The sequence below is a fragment of the Peribacillus sp. NPDC056705 genome (assembly GCF_043656335.1).
Genome location: NZ_JBHTYI010000001.1, coordinates 117,414 through 138,248 on the forward strand (window position 1 = coordinate 117,414; position 20,835 = coordinate 138,248).

Annotated in this window: 16 protein-coding genes; 13 read left to right on the forward strand and 3 right to left on the reverse strand. The window is 43.6% G+C overall.

Features of this window, described 5'->3' with window-relative positions; all coding sequences use genetic code 11:
• Position 1: 1 nt before the first annotated feature.
• Complete coding sequence (locus tag ACFRAK_RS00585; protein ID WP_394571155.1) at positions 2-2,062, reverse strand: transglycosylase domain-containing protein; 2,061 nt, start codon at positions 2,060-2,062, stop codon at positions 2-4.
• 207 nt (positions 2,063-2,269) lie between these two features.
• Here ACFRAK_RS00585 and speE point away from each other — a divergent pair, with 207 nt between their 5' ends.
• The 4 genes from speE to argS all read left to right on the forward strand — a co-directional run bounded on the left by speE (position 2,270) and on the right by argS (position 6,378).
• Entirely contained in the window at positions 2,270-3,097 is an 828-nt protein-coding gene (speE, locus tag ACFRAK_RS00590) for a spermidine synthase (protein ID WP_053348438.1), read from the forward strand.
• Positions 3,098-3,111: 14 nt separating this feature from the next.
• A complete protein-coding gene (speB, locus tag ACFRAK_RS00595) occupies positions 3,112-3,990 on the forward strand; it encodes an agmatinase (protein WP_192207282.1) in 879 nt (292 codons plus the stop codon).
• Positions 3,991-4,263: 273 nt separating this feature from the next.
• A complete protein-coding gene (locus tag ACFRAK_RS00600; RefSeq protein ID WP_192207281.1) occupies positions 4,264-4,704 on the forward strand; it encodes a YwiB family protein in 441 nt (146 codons plus the stop codon).
• Between the two features lie 3 nt (positions 4,705-4,707).
• Positions 4,708-6,378, forward strand: a complete 1,671-nt coding sequence (argS, locus tag ACFRAK_RS00605) for an arginine--tRNA ligase (protein WP_387704417.1) — start codon at positions 4,708-4,710, stop codon at positions 6,376-6,378.
• 51 nt (positions 6,379-6,429) lie between these two features.
• Here the strand turns inward: argS and uvsE are convergent, their stop codons facing one another.
• Positions 6,430-7,383 (reverse strand): UV DNA damage repair endonuclease UvsE, encoded by a 954-nt coding sequence (gene uvsE / locus ACFRAK_RS00610; RefSeq protein WP_387601408.1) that lies wholly within the window; start codon positions 7,381-7,383, stop codon positions 6,430-6,432.
• Positions 7,384-7,411: 28 nt separating this feature from the next.
• The gene (gene cls, locus ACFRAK_RS00615; RefSeq protein ID WP_394571157.1) at positions 7,412-8,614 is read right to left on the reverse strand and encodes a cardiolipin synthase; all 1,203 of its coding nucleotides are present in this window, start codon (positions 8,612-8,614) and stop codon (positions 7,412-7,414) included.
• 293 nt (positions 8,615-8,907) lie between these two features.
• On the opposite strand from cls, the gene ACFRAK_RS00620 reads away from it, so the two are divergent.
• The 9 genes from ACFRAK_RS00620 to rpoE all read left to right on the forward strand — a co-directional run bounded on the left by ACFRAK_RS00620 (position 8,908) and on the right by rpoE (position 20,792).
• Complete coding sequence (locus ACFRAK_RS00620) at positions 8,908-11,037, forward strand: (Fe-S)-binding protein (protein ID WP_387601588.1); 2,130 nt, start codon at positions 8,908-8,910, stop codon at positions 11,035-11,037.
• A 202-nt stretch (positions 11,038-11,239) separates the two neighbouring features.
• Positions 11,240-12,430: an acetyl-CoA C-acetyltransferase gene (locus ACFRAK_RS00625; RefSeq protein ID WP_387601404.1), complete on the forward strand. Its 1,191-nt coding sequence runs from the start codon at positions 11,240-11,242 to the stop codon at positions 12,428-12,430.
• A 31-nt stretch (positions 12,431-12,461) separates the two neighbouring features.
• Positions 12,462-13,313 (forward strand): 3-hydroxybutyryl-CoA dehydrogenase, encoded by an 852-nt coding sequence (locus ACFRAK_RS00630; RefSeq protein WP_260285881.1) that lies wholly within the window; start codon positions 12,462-12,464, stop codon positions 13,311-13,313.
• 35 nt (positions 13,314-13,348) lie between these two features.
• On the forward strand, positions 13,349-14,485 hold the full coding sequence (locus ACFRAK_RS00635; RefSeq protein ID WP_260285882.1) for an acyl-CoA dehydrogenase: 1,137 nt from the start codon (positions 13,349-13,351) through the stop codon (positions 14,483-14,485).
• A 26-nt stretch (positions 14,486-14,511) separates the two neighbouring features.
• Positions 14,512-15,651, forward strand: a complete 1,140-nt coding sequence (locus ACFRAK_RS00640) for an acyl-CoA dehydrogenase (RefSeq protein ID WP_387601401.1) — start codon at positions 14,512-14,514, stop codon at positions 15,649-15,651.
• A gap of 111 nt (positions 15,652-15,762) precedes the next feature.
• Entirely contained in the window at positions 15,763-16,395 is a 633-nt protein-coding gene (locus ACFRAK_RS00645) for a TetR/AcrR family transcriptional regulator (protein WP_387601399.1), read from the forward strand.
• 30 nt (positions 16,396-16,425) lie between these two features.
• Positions 16,426-19,692: a fused isobutyryl-CoA mutase/GTPase IcmF gene (gene icmF, locus ACFRAK_RS00650; protein WP_394571158.1), complete on the forward strand. Its 3,267-nt coding sequence runs from the start codon at positions 16,426-16,428 to the stop codon at positions 19,690-19,692.
• Between the two features lie 137 nt (positions 19,693-19,829).
• The gene (locus ACFRAK_RS00655; RefSeq protein WP_387601393.1) at positions 19,830-19,991 is read left to right on the forward strand and encodes a hypothetical protein; all 162 of its coding nucleotides are present in this window, start codon (positions 19,830-19,832) and stop codon (positions 19,989-19,991) included.
• A 213-nt stretch (positions 19,992-20,204) separates the two neighbouring features.
• Positions 20,205-20,792 carry a DNA-directed RNA polymerase subunit delta gene (rpoE, locus tag ACFRAK_RS00660; protein ID WP_192207271.1) on the forward strand — a complete coding sequence of 196 codons (588 nt, stop codon included), beginning with the start codon at positions 20,205-20,207 and terminating at the stop codon, positions 20,790-20,792.
• Positions 20,793-20,835 lie beyond the last annotated feature (43 nt).

Genomic DNA, 20,835 nt, shown 5'->3' on the forward strand with positions numbered 1-20,835 from the left:
GTTATCCCCAAGGTTTTAAGACTTTTTTGTACCACGGGGCCTTTTTATGTTCTTCTTTTGGGGCATGTTTCGGACCCTTAAAGTGCTCGGCACAGTATTCGACAGGTTCGGTCCCTTTAACATAATAAGTCAATCTTGAAACAGGACAATCCTTTGTGGCCAATTTTCCGCTAACGGGATTCACCTTGACCCCGATTACGTTTTTGGTTTCTTTAAACGATTTTGCCGGTTTCCCTTGCAGGCCCTTCTCCATATAGGAAGCCCAGATTTTCTTTGCATAGCCCTTTTCTGCAGGGATTTCGATCTTTTTGCCTTGATCATATCCAGTCCATACTCCTGCAGCAAGCCCCGGTGTGTAACCGATCATCCAGCTATCCGTCGGGGTGGAGCCTGATTTGCCGGCATATGGGCGGGTTAGCTGGGAATTGATGGTGCTGCCGGTCACCTTTGTATAGCCATTTAAGGTTTCATCGAAAACACCCGTAAGCATCTGGGTCATGACAAATGCCTTGTCCTCATCCAAAACCTGTTCCGGTTTCTCATTTTCATCAAAAATCACTTCACCTTTTTGATTTTCAACTTTTTTGATAAACACGGGCTTAACCTTCTTGCCGCCGTTGGCCAGAATGCTATATGCGTTCACCATTTCAATCGCCCTTACACCTGACGTGCCGAGTGCCAGGGAAGGAACCGCATCCATCTTTGCCGTGATTCCGAAACGTTGCGCCGTATCGACCAATGTCTGTTCCCCAAGGAACAAGTGCGTTTTTACGGCGAAGATATTATCGGAAAGAGCAATGGCTTGGGCCATCGTGATTTCGCCTTCCGCATATTGATGGTTGTAATTATGCGGTGTGTATGATGAGTGACCATCATCGAAAGAAAATGTAGTTGTCTCGCTCTTTAAGGTGGTGGATGGTGTGAACCCGTTCTCCAGCGCTGAATAATATAGCAATGGCTTCATGGTTGAACCAGGCTGGCGAACGGCCTGTGTAGCTCGATTGAATGGCGACTCGGCATAATCTTTACCGCCGACGAGCGCACGGACCTCCCCGGAATCAGGATCCATTGCCACGATCGAGGCTTGAATGCCTGAAGACTTGGGTATGGTATTGGAAAGAACCTCTTCGGCTGCATCCTGTTGGGTTTCGTCCAGTGTGGTGTAGACCCTAAGCCCGCCGAGCTCGATCGTCCGGTCATCCAAATGAAGCTGGGACTTTAAAGCTTGTTTGACTGCATCTTGGAAATAGGGAGCGGTCTTATTGGTGACCGTTCCGTGCTCGCCCTTTAATGTAAGGGATGTCCGCAATGCTTCCGCAATATTTTTTCCTGAAATGTAGTTTTGGTTTTTCATGGCTTGCAGGACAACTTTCTGCCTGGATTTCGCTTTTTCAAAGTTATCCAATGGTGAATAGTTTGACGGCCCTTTTGGTATTCCGGCCAGCATGCTCGCTTCAGGAAGAGTCAAATCCTTGGCATCCTTGCCAAAGTAATATTGACTTGCAGCTTGGGCTCCATATGCGCCGTGGCCATAGTAAATCGTATTTAAATAGCCTTCTAGAATTTCCTTTTTGGAGTAGTTCATTTCTAAACGAATCGTATAAAAAGCCTCATTAAACTTACGCGACCACGTTTTGTCATGCCCAAGAAACAGGTTCCTGGCATACTGCTGGGTTATGGTGCTTGCACCCTGGACTTTGGACATTGCCTTAATATCAGCAAGGATGGCACCGCCGATCCGCTTTATATCAAATCCATTATGAGTGTAAAACTGGCGATCCTCAACGGCGACAGTCGCTTGGATGAGCTGTGGTGAAATCGACTCCATTCCGGCCCAATAACGTTTCTGGCCATTATCTGTTTCACCGATCACATTTCCATTATCACTATAATAGAGAGTGGACTGCGGTACGACCAAAGGGGGAGGACCTAATATTTTTGCATAAATCAGTAAAGAGAGAAGCAATACAAAGAGTATCGTGAGCCCGATTGTGGCAAGGATGATGAAGGCCCGTACATATTTAGTTGTCCTTTTAAATCGTTCGCTTGGAATCAATTCCATTGCTTTCACCTCTCTTATCAGGTAAGAATCTAGTATCTATTACTATTATGGAAAAAAAAGAAAATTTTAAACATAAGAACTGCATTTATGAAATTTATCTTGCAATTCTGCTAGATTCGTCTATAATTTTTCTAGCTAATGACTATACCGATTTTGGGGAACCTATAAGGTAACTGACAATATGAAATGGAAAAGGAGCGTTAATAAATGAGCATTTGGTTTACTGAAAAACAAACAGAGAATTTTGGTATTACGATGAAAGTGAATCGTACTTTACATACGGAGCAAACTGAGTTTCAAAAGCTTGATATGATTGAAACGGAAGAGTGGGGCAATATGCTATTGCTGGATGACATGGTAATGACTTCACAGCGCGATGAATTCGTTTACCATGAAATGGTAGCCCATGTTCCTTTATTTACCCATCCTAATCCAGAAAACGTTTTGGTTGTAGGCGGAGGGGACGGAGGAGTTATCCGTGAAATCCTAAAACACCCAAGTGTAAAAAAAGCTACATTGGTTGATATCGATGGGAAAGTTATCGAATACTCAAAGAAATTCCTGCCTGAAATTGCAGGCATGCTTGAAGATCCGCGTGTAGACGTACAAGTTGGGGATGGTTTCATGCACATCGCCAAAAGTGAAAATGAATATGACGTGATCATGGTTGACTCGACTGAACCTGTCGGACCTGCTGTCAATTTATTCACAAAAGGTTTTTATGCCGGGATTTCCAAAGCTTTGAAAGAAGACGGGATTTTTGTGGCACAATCCGACAACCCTTGGTTTAAAGCGGACTTAATTCGCGATGTACAACGTGATGTGAAAGAAATATTCCCAATCACCAGCCTGTATTTAGCGAATATCCCGACATATCCAAGCGGACTTTGGGCATTCACGATCGGGTCGAAAAAATATAATCCATTAGAAGTGACTGAAGATCGTTTCCATGAAATAGAAACTAAATATTATACAAAAGAACTTCATAAAGCAGCATTCGTTCTGCCTAAATTCGTTCAAGATTTAGTGAAATAAGGGAGGCATGGACCATGAAATTCGATGAAGCCTATTCAGGCAATGTATTCATTAAAAGCCACCCTGTTTTTGAGGAATCAGAAGCTGTACTATACGGCATGCCGATGGACTGGACGGTAAGTTTCCGTCCGGGTTCTCGATTCGGCCCTACCCGGATTCGTGAAGTTTCAATTGGTTTGGAAGAATACAGTCCTTATTTAGATCGTGAATTAGAGGAAGTTAAATTCTTTGATGCCGGGGATATTCCATTACCATTCGGCAATCCGCAGCGCAGTATCGATATGATTGAAAAATTTGTCGACAGCGTGTTGGATGCAGGTAAGTTCCCAATGGGCATGGGAGGGGAACATCTTGTCACATGGCCAGTCATTAAAGCCATGTTCAAAAAGTATCCCGATATGGCCATCATCCATATGGATGCCCATACAGATTTACGTGAGGATTATGAAGGGGAGCCGCTTTCCCATGCGTCCATCATCCGTAAATCCGCAGAACTTATCGGGCCGAAAAATGTATACTCTTTCGGCATTCGTTCCGGTTTGAAGGAAGAATTCCAATGGGCAAAAGAAAATGGCATGCACATCTCTAAATTTGAAGTTCTTGAACCTCTGAAAGAAGTACTGCCGCAGTTAGCTGGTCGTCCTGTATATGTGACGATCGACATCGATGTTCTTGATCCTGCGCACGCGCCAGGGACAGGCACCGTTGATTGTGGAGGCATCACTTCCAAAGAGCTTTTGGCTTCGATTCATGAGATAGCACGGTCCGAGATTAATGTAGTCGGCTGCGATTTAGTAGAAGTGGCACCGATTTATGATCCATCCGAGCAAACTGCGAACACGGCGAGCAAGCTGATTCGCGAAATGATTCTAGGTTGGGTTCAAAAAGGTTAAGGATGAAGGCTTGGCTGTTCCCGTTTTTTTGCGGGAATGGTCTTTTTTTATCCATTCAGGAAAAGAATTTTATACCTGAAGGACCCTTTTTGAATAATTCCGCCCCAATGAGTCATTATTGCGTTAAAATCAAATGAATGGCAACAACATGATTTCGACAGTTTATCCCCACATTTTTGGATTTACACTTTATTTTCCGCTCCAAGTTGAAACTTCCTTGAAGAATATTTATACTTATAAAGTTAAGAACGACATGATGAAGGAAGTGTAGCTTTGACTCTTCATGATATAGATAAGCATGCTATTAAAGTGACTTTACAGACAAAAATCATGCACGGCTCAGAAACGGAAACGTATGAGCTGGTGACATTTGGTACAAAAATGTATAAAGGTGCAGATTTATATTTGCAATATAAAGAGGAAAATGAAGCCGGTCAAACACAAACGACCATCAAGCACAAACCGGATGAAACGATCCTGCTTAGAAATGGCGCCATTAAAATGAGGCAGCTTTTCCGCCTGCAGGAAGCGACAAATGGACATTATGAAAGTATATATGGCAGGTTAGGATTACGGACGACCGCGAAGAAGATACATCATCAATGGGATGAACAGACCAAACAAGGGAAACTTGTCCTTAAATATACGTTACATATGCAGGGAAGCGAACCCGGTCAATATGAGATGACGATTTCCTACAAGGAGGAAGCATAGCGCATGAATATAGTAAAAGAGGTACAGGAAAAACTGAAAGAAGAGATTAAAGCGGCAGTCATTAAAGCTGGGTTGGCAACGGAAGAGCAGATTCCAAATGTTGTATTGGAACTGCCAAGAGATAAGACACACGGAGATTATTCCACGAATATGGCCATGCAATTAACGAAGATTGCAAAGAAAGCGCCAAAGATGATAGCAGAGGCAATCATCGAAAACTTTGACAACTCAAAAGCATCCATCGAAAAAATCGAGATTGCAGGACCTGGTTTCATCAACTTCTACATGAATAATTCCTATTTGACAGAATTGGTTCCTGTCATTTTGAAAGTGGATGAAGCATATGGGGAAAGTGACTTTGGTAAAAGCGAAAAAATCCAAGTGGAGTTCGTTTCCGCGAACCCGACCGGTGATCTTCACCTTGGTCATGCCCGTGGTGCAGCAGTAGGTGATACATTATGTAATGTCCTCTCTAAAGCAGGTTATGATGTTTCACGTGAATACTATATCAACGACGCAGGAAACCAAATTAATAATTTGGCCATTTCCATAGAAGCCCGCTATTTCCAGGCACTTGGCCTCGAAAAGGATATGCCGGAGGGCGGCTATCATGGCGAAGATATCATTGGCATCGGTAAAACGCTTGCCAGTGAATTTGGGGATAAATATGTAAATGCAGATGAAAAGGAACGTTTTGAATTTTTCCGTGAGTACGGCTTGAAATATGAAATGGAAAAACTGAAAACGGACTTGGCTAATTTCCGTGTCGGATTCGATGTATGGTACTCCGAAACATCTCTATATCAAGACGGTAAAATTGATGAGGCACTCAAAGTGTTGAGGGACAGGGGCCATGTCTACGAGGAAGATGGGGCTACATGGTTCCGCTCTACTGAACTAGGCGATGATAAAGACCGGGTGCTAATTAAGCAGGATGGGTCTTACACATATCTGACACCGGATATTGCCTATCACCGTAATAAATTGGAGCGCGGCTTTGAAACGCTGATCAATATCTGGGGTGCAGACCACCACGGCTATATACCGCGTATGAAAGCGGCGATCGAAGCATTGGGATACAAACGCGAGCAGCTTGAAGTGGAAATCATCCAGCTTGTTCACCTGTACAAGGATGGCGAGAAAATGAAGATGAGTAAGCGTACCGGTAAAGCAGTTACGATGCGTGACCTTATTGACGAAGTGGGTCTCGATGCAACCCGTTATTTCTTTGCGATGAGAAGTGCCGATACTCATATGGATTTCGATTTGGATCTTGCGGTTTCACAGTCCAATGAAAACCCGGTTTATTATGCACAGTATGCCCATGCCCGAATTTCCAGCATTTTACGCCAAGGTGTGGAACAAGGGATCAGCTATGAGGGCGTCACTGATTTCTCTGCCCTAGCTACTGAAAAAGAAGTGGAGCTTTTGAAGAAATTAGGAGAATTCCCTCAGGCAATTGCTGAAGCAGCCGAAAAACGGATGCCTCACCGCATGACGAATTATATATTCGACCTGGCTTCTACATTCCACAGTTTCTACAATGCTGATAAGGTTTTGGATGTTGAAGAGATGGAAAGAAGTAAGGCGCGTTTAGGACTGGTCAAATCCGTCCAAATTACCTTAAAGAATGCATTAGCCATCATCGGGGTTTCGGCACCGGAAAAAATGTAATGGAAAAAGCGGCTGTTTCTAACGAAACAAGCCGCTTTTTTTTTAGGTTAATTAGCACTCGACGGCACCACCGCTCACCCTTTTTACACCACGAACCTTAGCTATATCTTCAATCAGCTGCAACATTGCCCGATCCTTCATCTTGGCCTCAATCATGAAATCGACGTCCTGTCCAAGATCCTTAAGCACTTTAAAAAGGGGCATGATGAAGTCCAAATCGATATAATCTGCATGCGAGCGAAATTCACCTGCCGATTTTGGGGATGAAATATGAATCTTTGGTACCGCTCCTGCTTGTCTCCAAGTGGCGAATACCTCGGTGAGCAGTTCGTTAAGCGGCTCATCTGAAAGATTTGCGAGATGATGGTGATAATCGAATACAAGTGGAATGCCTTCCCCCTTACATACGCTCAGGGTTTCAGATGCTGTATAGGTTTTATCATCATTCTCAAAAGTCATTCTTTCCTTGACGTGCATAGGCAGCGATTTAAGGTTGTCATGGACCCTTACAAGGGCAGACTCTTTATCACCATAGGCCCCGCCGACATGGATATTGATGAAAGAGGTGTCCGCAATGCCCATTGCATCAAGCATTTTATAATGGAACTCCATATCTTTTATGGCATTTTGTGTAATCTCGGGCTTTGGGCTGGTAAACAGCGTAAACTGATTGGGATGAAAGCTGATCCTCATCTTCTGTGTAGTGGCCCAATCACCAAGCTGTTTCCACTCTTTTTTTAAAGGTGTAACGAAATCCCATTCTATTTCGGGATGTGTGGCTAAAGGAACAATGGAACTGGACATCCGGTATATTTCTATTTGGTGAGCCGTGTTATATTGAAGGACCCTTAAGGTATTTTCAATGTTCTGCCTTGTCACATCCAGGAGTTTTTCCATTCCTTTTTCGGCGCCAAGTGAACTATATCGCTTGTAAGTAAGTGTCTTAGCCGGAGAAGCTTCCCATAAACAGGTGGCATTGGATACGAATCCAAATCTTATTTTCATTATATTTTTCTCCTTGAGGAACGGGATGTCAAAGAAAAGGAGAAAGGATGGTAGCCAGCGATTCTTTTGCTGAACGGACTATATTCATGTTGGAAATCGCGTCCCCGTTTAGCGGCTTGGATTCGGCTAGGTCCACCGCCAACTCCTTTTCTACATCTTCTATGAATGTCCGGTCAAATACGATGCAATTGATTTCACTATTTAAAAAACAACTGCGTTTATCAAAATTAGCCGTACCGATATCACACATTATATCATCAATCAGAATCACTTTAGAATGGTAGAACCCTCTTTGAAATTGCATGATTTCAGCGCCTTCTTTTATTAGTACCCGGAAATAGGGGAAAGAAGCTTCCTTGACAAGGGCATGGTCTGAAATTTCAGGTACGATGATCGTAACGGAAACATTGCGTGCAAGTGCTTCCCTTAATTCTTGAAATAAAGTTTCACTGGGAATGAAATATGGAGTCCCGATAATGATTTTTTTAGTGGCTTGCCGAATTATGTGTGTAAGTGATTGTTCAAGATCACTGCCATTCGTGACGACAAACTGCTGTGCCTGCGTTCCGGGAGTCAATGTCGGGAAATAGGCAGGCGTTCCTCTGTAATCTTCGTTTGTATCATAGAACCAATCCGAGAGGAAGACTTCCTGAAGGTCCTTTACACCTTCCCCGGTCATTTTTAAATGGTAATCTCTCCACGGGTTCAGCTTCTCCCCTTGGTTTATATACTCCTTACCGATATTAAAGCCGCCAAGATAGCCGATTTTTCCATCTAGCACCGTGATCTTACGGTGATTTCTTTTTTGTATTGTATAGAAAAGGAAGGGGAGTTTCGGTTTAAAGCTGAAAGAAAAATGAACACCGCTTTTAGTTAGCTCCTGTATGATTTGGCGGGACATCTTTTTACTTCCTACCCAATCGGCTAAAAGCCGCACTTCCACGCCCTCTTCCGCTTTTGATTGCAGTAACTTCAAAAAGTCCTTGCTGAATTTATCATTTTTTACAATATAAAAAAGAATATGGATGGAATCCTTAGCTTGCTCTACTTCCTTCATGTAATCATCAAACAGGAGTTTCCCTGATGTGAATACAGTCATGTCGCTGTTCCGAGGCGGGTAATTTATGTTGGTTGCGTGCTTCAAATAACGCTTATGCCCTATCTTGAGATCAACCCAGCACCAAGAGAAGATCAATAAAAATATAGAGGCAATCGTAGTGATTATCTTCAAAAAAATCCCCCCTAAATGATTATATTTAGTTTGGCTCTAATTCCCTGTTAGTAACCATTAAAAAGTGGGGAGAGGGTTCTCATTTTTTTTAGAATGAAGAAGGGTAATACGAGAAACTGTCGAATTATAATTTTAAGATGCAGAAAAATTAAATGGTTTTAGAAAGAAAAAAGTTGACTGAATGCTCATTCATTATATAATGGAGTTAATCAAATTTCAGAAAAATGCCAAATTTCCCAAAAAGGTACCTGGCATTTTGCAATTTACTAAAGAGGGGGAAAGTCTGCATGGAAATGAATGGTTTACTGTGGATCAACTTAGTTGCATTCCTGTTTGTAACCGCTTACGCCGCCAGTTTGTTTGTCTACTTGATAAAGACCCGTATAGCTTATATAAAACTTGGCAAAAAAGTGGAATTCGATAACCGTGTGAAAGATCGTCTTGTTAAAATAGGGGTTTATGTATTTGGACAGAAGAAGCTCTTTAAAGATAAAAAGAGCGGGATCATTCATGCCATGTTATTTTATGGTTTCATTTTAGTGCAATTTGGTGCACTTGACTTTTTCGTTAAAGGCTTAAGGCCGGGGTGGCATTTACCGTTTGGCCCTGTTTATCCAGCCTTTACTTTCTTTCAGGAAATTGTGACGCTCACCGTTCTTGTTGCAATCCTGTGGGCGGCATACCGCCGTTATGTCGAAAAGCTCGTTCGCTTGAAAAGGGATTTCAAAGCCGGTTTGGTTGTCATCTTCATCACCGGTATCATGATCACCGTATTATTGGGGAATGGAATGGGAATGATCTGGCATGGTCACGATGCAACTTGGTCAGAGCCAGTCGCATCAAGCATCGCTTTCTTATTCGGCTGGATGGGGTCAACAGCGGCAACAGTCGTTTTTTATGTAGCTTGGTGGCTGCATTTACTGATCATATTATCTTTCCTTGTTTATATCCCGCAATCTAAGCATGCTCACTTGATTGCCGGTCCGATAAATGTATTCCTGAACCGACTGGACAATCCAGGGAAATTGAAACCGGTTGATTTGGAAGAAGAGGTTTTCGACAAGGAAGGCAATCAATATTACGGTGCCAAATATATTGAAGATTTGACGCAGTACCAAATGGTGGACCTCTATGCATGTGTGGAGTGCGGGCGCTGTACGAATATGTGCCCGGCTACAGGCACCGGTAAAATGCTGTCACCGATGGATATCATAATCAAGATGCGTGACCATTTAACAAATACAGGCGCTGCCGTTACAACGAAGCAGCCATGGGTGCCATCTTTTGTTTTTGGGAATACGAAGGGAAATAAGATAGCTTTGGCTGGTGCAGCACAGGGGACGCAGGAATCTGCTGCAGCAGCCGAGGCTTACAGTCCGAGCCTGATTGGCGAAGTCATAACGGAAGAAGAGCTTTGGGCTTGTACCACATGCCGGAATTGTGAAGATCAATGCCCGGTAATGAATGAACATGTCGACAAAATCATCGATATGCGCCGTTACCTAGTGTTGACAGAGGGCAGACTTGATCCTGATGCGCAACGTGCCATGACGAATATTGAGCGTCAAGGAAACCCGTGGGGACTGAACCGTAAAGAGAGGGAAGATTGGCGAAGCCTTCGGGAAGATGTCAGCATTCCTACCGTGAAGGAATTAAAAAAGGCAGACGAAGAATTCGAGTATTTATTCTGGGTAGGTTCAATGGGATCGTACGATAACCGTAGCCAGAAGATTGCCCTTTCCTTTGCTAAACTATTGAATGAAGCGGGCGTCAAATTTGCAATTCTCGGAAATAAGGAGAAAAACTCAGGGGATACTCCGCGTCGATTGGGTAATGAGTTTGTCTTTCAGGAGCTTGCAATGAAAAATATAGAAGAATTCCAGAAGAATGAAATTAAGAAAATCGTGACGATCGATCCGCATGCATACAATATCTTTAAGAATGAGTATCCGGATTTTGGCTTGGAAGCGGAAGTGTACCATCATACTGAACTGTTGGCCACACTTGTCAGTGAAGGCAGGTTGGTGCCTCAGTATCCCGTGAATGAGACGATTACTTTTCATGATTCCTGTTACTTGGGAAGGTACAATGAAGTTTACAGCCCGCCTCGTGAAATCTTGCAATCCATCGATGGTGTGAAACTTATTGAGATGGAGCGTAATCGCGAGAAGGGAATGTGCTGTGGAGCTGGAGGCGGTTTGATGTGGATGGAAGAGGAAACAGGAAACCGCATTAATGTGGCCCGTACCGAACAAGCGCTGGCCGTCAGTCCAACAGTGATCAGTTCAGGGTGTCCTTATTGCCTGACCATGCTATCTGATGGGACGAAAGCAAAAGAAGTTGAGGAAAATGTTAAAACGTATGATGTAGCTGAACTACTGGAAAAAGCGGTCATTGGTGAAAATAAATCGATTGCCTCTTAATTTTAAATGGAATTGCCTGCTTCTTCTAAATGGGTTGGATCAAATGGAAGCAGGCAATATTTTCAAATTTTTATAAACTAAATATTTTCATTTTTGAGAAAAATGTGTAATATTATATATTATAAAGCGCTTACAACACTATTTTTTTTTACTCCAAATTGAGCGAGCGTTCAATCAATGTTACTTATAGGGGGAAATAATGATGGCGAAAACAGTGATTATTAGCGGTGTGAGAACACCTTTTGGTAAATTTGGCGGTGGCCTTAGCAGTTTGACGGCATCACAACTTGGTGGAATAGCAATCAAAGAGGCACTTGTTCGGGCAGGGATCGAAGGCAGCCTGGTAGACGAGGTCATCATGGGGAATGTGCTTCAAGCAGGCCAAGGCCAAATACCGTCCCGTCAGGCAGCCCGACATGCTGGATTGCCTTGGGAAGTGAAAACGGAAACCATTAATAAAGTATGCGCATCAGGACTTCGCAGCGTCACATTGGCTGATCAGATCATTCGCTTAGGAGAAGAAGAAATCATTGTTGCCGGCGGAATGGAATCGATGAGCAATGCGCCTTATATCCTTCCGAAAGCAAGGTGGGGACTAAGGATGGGTGATGGGGAACTGAGGGATACGATGATTTCGGATGGACTAAGCTGCAGCTTTACGGGCGTCCATATGGGGACTTACGGAAACAGTACTGCCGAGGATCTTGAAATCACCCGTGAGGAACAAGATAGCTGGGCTTACGAGAGCCATCAAAAAGCGATAAAGGCAATCGATGGCGGTATTCTCGCAGAAGAAATCATTTCCGTACAGGTGCCGGTACGAAAAGGCGAACCAATTACCATTGAACATGATGAAGCTCCAAGAAAAGATACAACTGCCGGGAAGTTAGCTAAATTAGGTCCAGCCTTCAATAATGAGGGAACCATTACGGCAGGTAATGCACCAGGTGTCAATGATGGGGCAGGTGCACTTGTATTGATGAGTGAGGAACGTGCGGAAAAAGAAGGGAAAATACCTTTTGCCTATATTTTAGGTCATGCTGAAGTGGCAGTGGAAGCAAAGGACTTCCCTAAAACGCCAGGTTTGGTCATAAATGAACTCCTGAAGAAGACAGATAAATCGATAGAGGAAATTGATTTGTTTGAAGTGAACGAAGCATTTGCAGCGGTTGCACTGGCCAGTGGGAAAATTGCCAACATCGAGCCGGGAAAAGTGAATGTTAACGGAGGGGCTGTAGCATTAGGTCACCCAATCGGGGCGAGTGGTGCCCGCATCATCATTACGCTGATGCATGAACTGAAACGCCGCGGAGGGGGATTGGGCATCGCAGCGATCTGCAGTGGCGGCGGTCAAGGAGATGCCATCTTAATTGAAGTGCCTAAGCAAGGATAATAGTTTCATAGATAAATGAGGGGGGATTTTCATGGGCATTCAAAAAGTGATGGTCATTGGTGCAGGACAGATGGGATCTGGCATTGCCCAGGTCTGTGCAATGAGCGGTTACGAAGTTCTTTTACACGATTTAAAAGTTGAATATGTGGAAAAGGGGTTAGGGACAATTACCAAGAACCTTTCCCGTCAGGTTGAAAAAGGGAAAATGGAATCCGGGGAGAAAGATGCAATCCTTTCCCGGTTGACTTCATCGACGAATTTGAAAAATGCGGCTGCGGTAGATTTAGTGATTGAAGCTGCGGTGGAAAACATGGAAATAAAAACAAAAATATTCGCCGAGCTGGATGAAATCACACCGCAACACGTCATTCTTGCATCCAATACTTCTTCGCTTCCGATAACCGAGATAGCCGCTGCCACGAAAAGGCCGGAAAAGGTAATTGGCATGCATTTTATGAACCCCGTTCCAGTCATGAAGCTGGTTGAGGTCATTCGAGGCCTTGCTACATCGGATGAAGTTTATAAAGAAGTTGAAAAGATGGCTGAATCCTTGAACAAGGTACCGGTGGAAGTCAATGATTTTCCAGGTTTTGTAGCTAATCGGATTTTAATGCCGATGATCAATGAGGCCATCTATACACTATATGAGGGCGTAGCTACCAAAGAGGCGATCGACGACGTAATGAAAATGGGAATGAACCATCCGATGGGCCCGCTTACTCTAGCTGACTTCATTGGGCTGGACACATGCTTGTATATAATGGAAACCCTTCACCAAGGGCTGGGAGACGATAAATACCGACCGTGTCCGCTGTTAAGGAAATATGTAAAAGCTGGATGGCTAGGCAAGAAATCAGGACGGGGCTTTTACGAATATAACTAATCATGGAAAGATGTGCAGCTATGGAGGGATGAAGGATGGATTTCAAGTTTACAGAAGAACAGGAAATGATGCGGAAAATGGTAAGCGCTTTTGCGGAGAATGAGATCACTCCTCATATCGAGGCAATGGAAACAGGCGTGTTTCCAAAAGCGATTCTGCAAAAAATGGGTGAGCTTGGTTTGATGGGAATTCCGATTTCAGAAGAATACGGTGGCGCGGGTATGGACTTCATGTCTTATATCATTGCCATCAATGAGATTTCCAAAGTAAGTCCCACTCTAGGTGTCATACTGTCCGTTCATACTTCTGTTGGAACAAATCCAATCGTTTATTTTGGAACGGAAGAGCAGAAGCGAAAGTATGTGCCCAAGTTAGCTGCTGGTGAATATTTAGGCGCCTTTTGCTTGACTGAGCAAAGCTCAGGTTCCGATGCTGCGAGTTTGAAATCGAAGGCAGTGGCAGTCAAGGAAGGCGGAGAATATCGAATAAATGGGTCCAAGGTTTTTATCACCAATGGCGGGGAAGCGGATGTGTTTATTGTTTTTGCTTCAACCGACCCTCAGAAGGGAAGCAAGGGAATCTCTGCTTTTGTCGTGGAAAAAGGAACGCCAGGCTTAATCATCGGCAAAGATGAACGTAAAATGGGCCTTCATGGCTCGAGCACCGTGCAGGTAACGTTCGAGGATATGAAAATCCCTACAGCCAATCTCCTTGGCAAAGAAGGTGAGGGCTTTAAGATCGCAATGGCCAACCTGGATGCCGGAAGGATCGGGATTGCGGCTCAAGCGCTGGGAATTGCTGAGGGTGCCATGGAACATGCTGTTAAATATGCAAAAGACAGGGTGCAATTCGGCAAACCCATTGCACAACAACAAGGAGTTGGTTTCAAACTGGCCGAAATGGCAACGGGCATAGAAGCTTCGAGGCTACTGGTCTATCGGGCGGCTTATTTACGCTCGCAGGGATTGAAGTGCGGTAAAGAGGCGGCAATGGCTAAGCTATTCGCTTCGAGAACGGCTGTCGATGTGGCGATAGAAGCAGTCCAAGTGTTCGGAGGCTATGGATATACAACCGAATATCCGGTCGAACGCTATTTCAGGGATGCAAAGGTAACTGAAATCTATGAGGGTACCAGCGAAATACAGAGAATGGTCATCAGTAAGAATCTATAATCACGAAAAATTTGGAGGGCATATTCATGCAATTTAAACTAACGGAAGAACATGAAATGATCAGGAAAATGGTGCGCGACTTTGCCCAGAATGAAGTGGCTCCGACCGCTGCCGAGAGGGATGAAGAAGAACGATTTGACCGTGAAATCTTCGATAAAATGGCTGAGCTTGGATTGACTGGGATTCCATGGCCTGAGGAATACGGCGGAATCGGCAGTGATTACTTAGCATATTGCATAGCGATTGAGGAACTTTCCCGCGTTTGCGCATCCACTGGGGTGACTTTATCAGCCCATACTTCGCTCGCAGGATGGCCAATATATAAATTTGGGTCTGAAGACCAAAAACAAAAATACCTTCGCCCGATGGCACAGGGTGAAAAAATCGGTGCATACGGACTGACTGAACCTAGCTCAGGCTCAGACGCAGGCGGTATGAGGACGACTGCAAAGCTTGTAGGTGATGAATATGTCATCAGCGGTTCAAAAATCTTCATTACGAACGGCGGGATCGCGGATACTTATGTCGTCTTTGCATTGACGGACCCTGAATCGAAACAAAAAGGAACGAGTGCTTTTATCATTGAAAAGGACTTCCCAGGCTTCAGTGTTGGTAAAAAAGAGAAGAAGCTTGGGATCCGTTCATCACCGACCACGGAAATCATCTTTGATGAGTGTCGAGTGCCTAAAGAAAATCTCCTTGGAAAAGAAGGAGAAGGCTTTAAAATTGCGATGATGACGCTTGATGGCGGCCGTAATGGAATTGCAGCCCAGGCCGTAGGCATAGCCCAAGGTGCATTGGATGCCGCGGTTGATTATGCAAAAGAGCGCGTCCAATTCGGCAAGCCAATTTCTGCACAGCAAGGAATCGGCTTTAAATTGGCGGATATGGCAACGGGTGTTGAGGCTTCAAGGCTATTAACCTATCAGGCAGCGTGGTTGGAATCAGTGGGCCTTCCTTATGGAAAAGAGTCGGCGATGTCCAAACTTTTTGCTGGTGATACAGCAATGAAAGTGACGACGGAGGCCGTGCAGGTTTTCGGGGGTTATGGATATACAAAGGAATATCCAGTGGAGCGGTATATGCGCGATGCGAAAATAACCCAGATTTACGAGGGTACACAGGAAATTCAAAAGCTGGTCATCTCACGTATGGTTACTAAATAAGGTTGAAACTGAGGTTTTCCGATGAGGCACTGCCTTTACCGGAATTCCCTTTTCAATTTCTTCAGAATGTCTTTGAAAATTGAATAATGGGCTTTCAAAAGGAGTTTGGAAATGGAAAAAAGAGAGGTTCTTGCATCTGTAAAGGATGAGCGGCTGGTTGAAAAAAGGCGTACACAAATGATTAAAGGAGCGGTTACCCTTTTTAAGGAAAAGGGATTTCACCGTACGACTACCAGGGAAATTGCCAAAGCTGCAGGCTTTAGTATTGGAACATTATACGAGTATATCCGAACCAAGGAAGATATATTATATCTCGTTTGTGACTTTATCTATGATGAAGTCCAGGAAAAGCTTCAGAAAGAAATAGAACAGAGTGATGGGACACTTGAAAGTTTGAAGCTGACGATCGCCTATTTTTATAAAGTGATGGATGATATGCAGGACGAAGTGCTGGTCATGTATCAGGAAGTGAAGGCCCTGACGAAAGATGCTTTACCATATGTTCTGAACAAAGAAATTCGGATGGTTGGCATGTTCGAAAAAGTGATAACGAAATGTGTCGAGAATGGGGAGCTCTCGTTAACGGAAAAACAAATAAGCCTTGTTTCACATAACATTTTCGTTCAGGGACAGATGTGGAGTTTTAGAAGATGGGCTTTGCATAAACAGTATACGCTTCAAGAGTATGTTGAACTGCAGACGCAATTATTGATTCAAAATGTATCGGGTTTCAAAAAGCACTGATATAAATAAGTTTCAATAAGGAGGAGCTATATGAGTACAGTTGAGGTGTATAAACCGAAGAACCATATTAGATTCGTCACAGCTTCGAGTTTATTTGATGGGCATGACGCATCCATCAATATAATGAGGAGAATCCTTCAGTCCAGCGGGGCGGAAGTTATTCACCTAGGTCATAATCGTTCGGTAGAAGAGATCGTGAATGCGGCCATCCAGGAAGATGTTCAAGGCATAGCCATGTCATCTTACCAAGGCGGACATGTGGAATATTTTAAATATATGTATGACCTGCTGAAGGAAAAGGGAGCCGAGCACATTCGGATTTTTGCCGGGGGCGGCGGGGTCATCATCCCAAGGGAAATTAAAGAACTGCATGATTATGGGATCGCCCGTATTTTTTCGCCTGATGAAGGACGGGAATATGGGCTTCAAGGAATGATAAACGTATTGATGGAGGAATGTGATTTCTCGACAGTCAAACCATCTTTACAAGAACGTTTTGATGAATTGATTGCTGGGGGAACAAATGCCATTGCCCAATTTATTACCTTTGCCGAAAATAGACTCGATGTTTTACAGGAATCAGCGGCAGCGGTGGAGAGTCTTTTTGAGCAGATCAAGACTTCCGAAAAGAAGGTTCCCGTTCTAGGGATTACAGGGACTGGCGGCGCTGGAAAAAGTTCATTGACGGATGAATTGATACGAAGGTTCATTAACGAAATTCCAGACGAGAGGGTCGCCATCCTATCTGTGGACCCGACCAAACAGAAAACGGGCGGTGCCCTGCTGGGTGACAGGATCAGAATGAACTCAATCTTTTCAGAGCGTGTTTATATGCGGAGCCTAGCCACGCGCCATTCAAAAAGTGAGTTGTCTTTGGCGATAAAAGATGCCATTTCAGTCGTGAAGGCAGCCGGCTTCGATTTAATCATCGTCGAAACGAGCGGAATTGGTCAGGGAGATGCAGAAATTGCCGAAATATGCGATGTATCCATGTATGTAATGACGAGTGAATTCGGTGCACCTTCTCAACTTGAAAAAATCGATATGATTGATTATGCAGACTTGATAGTCATTAACAAATACGAACGCAAAGGCTCCGAGGATGCAAAAAACCAAGTTCAAAAGCAATACCAAAGGAGCCGTACACTTTTTGATCAAGATCCATCGGAAATGCCAGTATACGGTACGATCGCTTCCCAATTCAATGACCCGGGCACCAATGCATTATTCGCTGCACTGATTGAAAAGCTTAATGAAAAATCAGGGACGGTTTGGAGTACGTCCTTTTCGAAAGAAGCGGATGTTTACAAGCAAAATGTCATCATTCCCACTGACCGTCGGTATTATTTACGTGAAATCAGTGATACGGTCAGATCGTATCATAAGCGTGCGGCTGACCAGGTACGTATTGCCCGGAGGCTTTTCCAGCTTGAAGGGGCAATTGATGCAATTAAGGAAAATGATAACAATGACGAGATGGTGTCTTCTTTAGAAAAACTGAAAAAGGAAACCGCTTTGAATTTATCACCTGAATCTAAAAAAATCCTTTCTGGATGGATGGATTTAAAAGAAAAGTATGCAGGAGAGCAGTTTGTAACGAAAGTCAGGGATAAAGAAATCGTAACAAAGCTAAAAACCAAAAGTTTATCAGGTTTAATGATTCCGAGAGTATCACTGCCTAAATACGTGGATTATGGAGAGATCTTAGGATGGGTATTCCGTGAAAACGTTCCGGGCTTCTTTCCTTACACAGCGGGAGTCTTTCCATTCAAGCGTGAAGGGGAAGACCCGAAGCGGCAATTTGCCGGTGAAGGATCGCCCGACCGAACCAACAGGCGTTTTCATTATTTGTCAAAGGATGATACTGCTAAACGGCTTAGTACGGCTTTCGATTCTGTAACTTTATATGGCGAGGACCCTGATCACCGGCCTGATATCTATGGAAAGGTAGGGGAAAGCGGAGTCAGCATCTGTACGTTGGATGACATGAAAAAGCTGTATGCAGACTTTGACCTTTGCCACCCCTCAACATCTGTTTCCATGACCATCAATGGACCGGCACCAATCATTTTGGCCATGTATATGAATACTGCAGTCGATCAGCAGATTCAACGGAAAGAAGAAGAGTTAGGCCGTCCCCTTACTGAAGCCGAAGCTGAAGAAGTGCAGGCTTATACCCTTCAAACGGTACGCGGAACTGTTCAAGCGGATATTCTGAAAGAGGACCAAGGCCAGAATACATGCATCTTCTCTACGGAATTTGCTTTAAGGCTAATGGGGGACATTCAAGCATATTTCATCGATCGGAAAGTCAGGAACTACTACTCTGTATCCATTTCCGGTTATCACATTGCAGAAGCGGGTGCCAATCCCATTTCACAGCTGGCTTTTACATTAGCGAATGGCTTTACTTACATCGAATATTATTTAAGCCGCGGAATGAATATTGATGACTTTGCCCCGAATTTGTCGTTCTTCTTCTCAAATGGGCTCGACCCGGAATATACAGTTATCGGGAGGGTGGCAAGAAGGATTTGGGCGACAGTCATGAGGGATAAATATGGTGCGAATGACCGTAGCCAGAAGCTCAAATACCATATACAGACTTCTGGGCGCTCCCTTCATGCGCAGGAAATTGATTTTAATGATATCAGGACGACGCTTCAGGCTTTAATGGCACTGCAGGATAACTGTAACTCCCTGCATACTAATGCGTACGATGAAGCCATCACGACGCCTACCGAAGAATCCGTGCGCCGGGCAATGGCCATACAAATGATCATTACAAAGGAGCATGGTCTCTCAAAAAATGAAAACCCGATGCAAGGTGCCTTCATCGTAGAGGAATTGACGGATCTGGTTGAAGAGGCCGTCCTGCAAGAGTTCGATCGCATCAACGATCGAGGCGGTGTCCTGGGTGCAATGGAGACGCAGTATCAGCGCGGGAAAATCCAGGATGAATCGATGCATTACGAAATGAAGAAGCATACGGGAGAATTGCCGATCATTGGTGTCAATACGTATTTGAATCCAAATCCTCCTTCCGAAGAAGCGGTGAACAGCATGGAAATTGCCCGTGCAACAAAGGATGAAAAAGAAGGGCAAATCATGAATCTCCGGGCATTCCAGGAAAGAAATAAGGAGTTCACGGATGAGGCGCTAACTAAACTTAAATTGGCAGCCATGAATGGGGAAAATATCTTTGCCGAACTCATGAACTGCGTGAGAGTGGCCAGTCTGGGGCAGATAACGAGGGCGCTTTATGATGTAGGCGGTCAATATCGAAGGAATATGTAAAACCAAGAAGGGGCCCGAACGTTTAGGGGCCTCTTTTTTAAATAATTCCCCTCTTTTTTAACAAAATGAAGAATTTACCTTATAATTATTTGGAAAAGGGGCAAAAATGAAGAATCAGCCCTATTGGAGTTGAGGAAATGAACCTGAAAATGATTGGATTAATCTTAGGTTACATTCTTGCCATCATTTTTTTATTTGAACTGTATGAGCATCAACTGGGCGCCATTTCTTTTTTTATCCTGACGGTTGTCTTTTTTACCGCAGCCTATCGTCAGAAATCCAAAAAGAAAAAGGAATGATATTTACCTTTTTGGTTTTCTTTGAATGATAGACAATTAGGTAAATGTGTGAAAGTATCATATAGAACTAGCATAAACCCAATTAGATTGTTTATAATGGAGTATATGTCTAGCAGGAATTGTCGTTATTTTATCGAAATACTGTTTTAGATTATTTTTTTATGTGAAAAAACACGGAATTCAGTGTTTGAATAGAGAAGGGAAGTGCGGAATTTGAGTTTAAAACAATACTCAAAAGAGCAATTGTTGGAAATGTCCTTAATAGAGATGGCATATGATTTGTTAGTGGAAAGAAATGAACCGATTCCATTTAAAGACTTAATAAGTGAATTAGCTTCGCTGCACCATTTATCTAAAGCGGAAGTGGAAAAGAAAATTGCACAATTCTATACGGATTTAAATGTGGATGGCCGTTTCACTTCACTTGGAGACAACCGCTGGGGATTGAAAACATGGTACCCGGTTGACCAGATTGAAGAAGAAGTCGTACATGTTGTAAAACCTAAAAAGAAAAAGAAAGCCAAAAAGGCAGCTGTCGTTATCGACGATTTCGATGAACTGGAAGACGAAGACCTTGACTTTGAAGAAGATATCGATGATCTGGACGAAGATGAAGATGACGACGATGATGATATTCTAGGTTCTCCAGTCATCGACGAAGTGCTTTTGGATGATGACGTGGATGATGACGACGATCTGGAAGAAGAAATAATCGAAGATGATGCATTTGTCCTGGAAGATGATGAAGATGAAGATGAAGATGAAGACGCAGATGACTTGGATGAAGAGGATGAGAAATAAATAATCGCCCTTGACTTTTTGAGGCGAAATTTGTAGAATCATT

Bases quoted from the DNA above. Each gene is read 5' to 3' on its own strand.
- argS (WP_387704417.1), top strand. From the start codon at position 4,708: ATGAATATAGTAAAAGAGGTACAGGAAAAACTGAAAGAAGAGATTAAA.
- uvsE (WP_387601408.1), bottom strand. From the start codon at position 7,383: ATGAAAATAAGATTTGGATTCGTATCCAATGCCACCTGTTTATGGGAA.
- speE (WP_053348438.1), top strand. From the start codon at position 2,270: ATGAGCATTTGGTTTACTGAAAAACAAACAGAGAATTTTGGTATTACG.
- icmF (WP_394571158.1), top strand. From the start codon at position 16,426: ATGAGTACAGTTGAGGTGTATAAACCGAAGAACCATATTAGATTCGTC.
- ACFRAK_RS00620 (WP_387601588.1), top strand. From the start codon at position 8,908: ATGAATGGTTTACTGTGGATCAACTTAGTTGCATTCCTGTTTGTAACC.
- ACFRAK_RS00625 (WP_387601404.1), top strand. From the start codon at position 11,240: ATGGCGAAAACAGTGATTATTAGCGGTGTGAGAACACCTTTTGGTAAA.
- ACFRAK_RS00630 (WP_260285881.1), top strand. From the start codon at position 12,462: ATGGGCATTCAAAAAGTGATGGTCATTGGTGCAGGACAGATGGGATCT.
- ACFRAK_RS00645 (WP_387601399.1), top strand. From the start codon at position 15,763: ATGGAAAAAAGAGAGGTTCTTGCATCTGTAAAGGATGAGCGGCTGGTT.
- ACFRAK_RS00655 (WP_387601393.1), top strand. From the start codon at position 19,830: ATGAACCTGAAAATGATTGGATTAATCTTAGGTTACATTCTTGCCATC.
- ACFRAK_RS00635 (WP_260285882.1), top strand. From the start codon at position 13,349: ATGGATTTCAAGTTTACAGAAGAACAGGAAATGATGCGGAAAATGGTA.
- ACFRAK_RS00585 (WP_394571155.1), bottom strand. From the start codon at position 2,062: ATGGAATTGATTCCAAGCGAACGATTTAAAAGGACAACTAAATATGTA.
- ACFRAK_RS00640 (WP_387601401.1), top strand. From the start codon at position 14,512: ATGCAATTTAAACTAACGGAAGAACATGAAATGATCAGGAAAATGGTG.
- speB (WP_192207282.1), top strand. From the start codon at position 3,112: ATGAAATTCGATGAAGCCTATTCAGGCAATGTATTCATTAAAAGCCAC.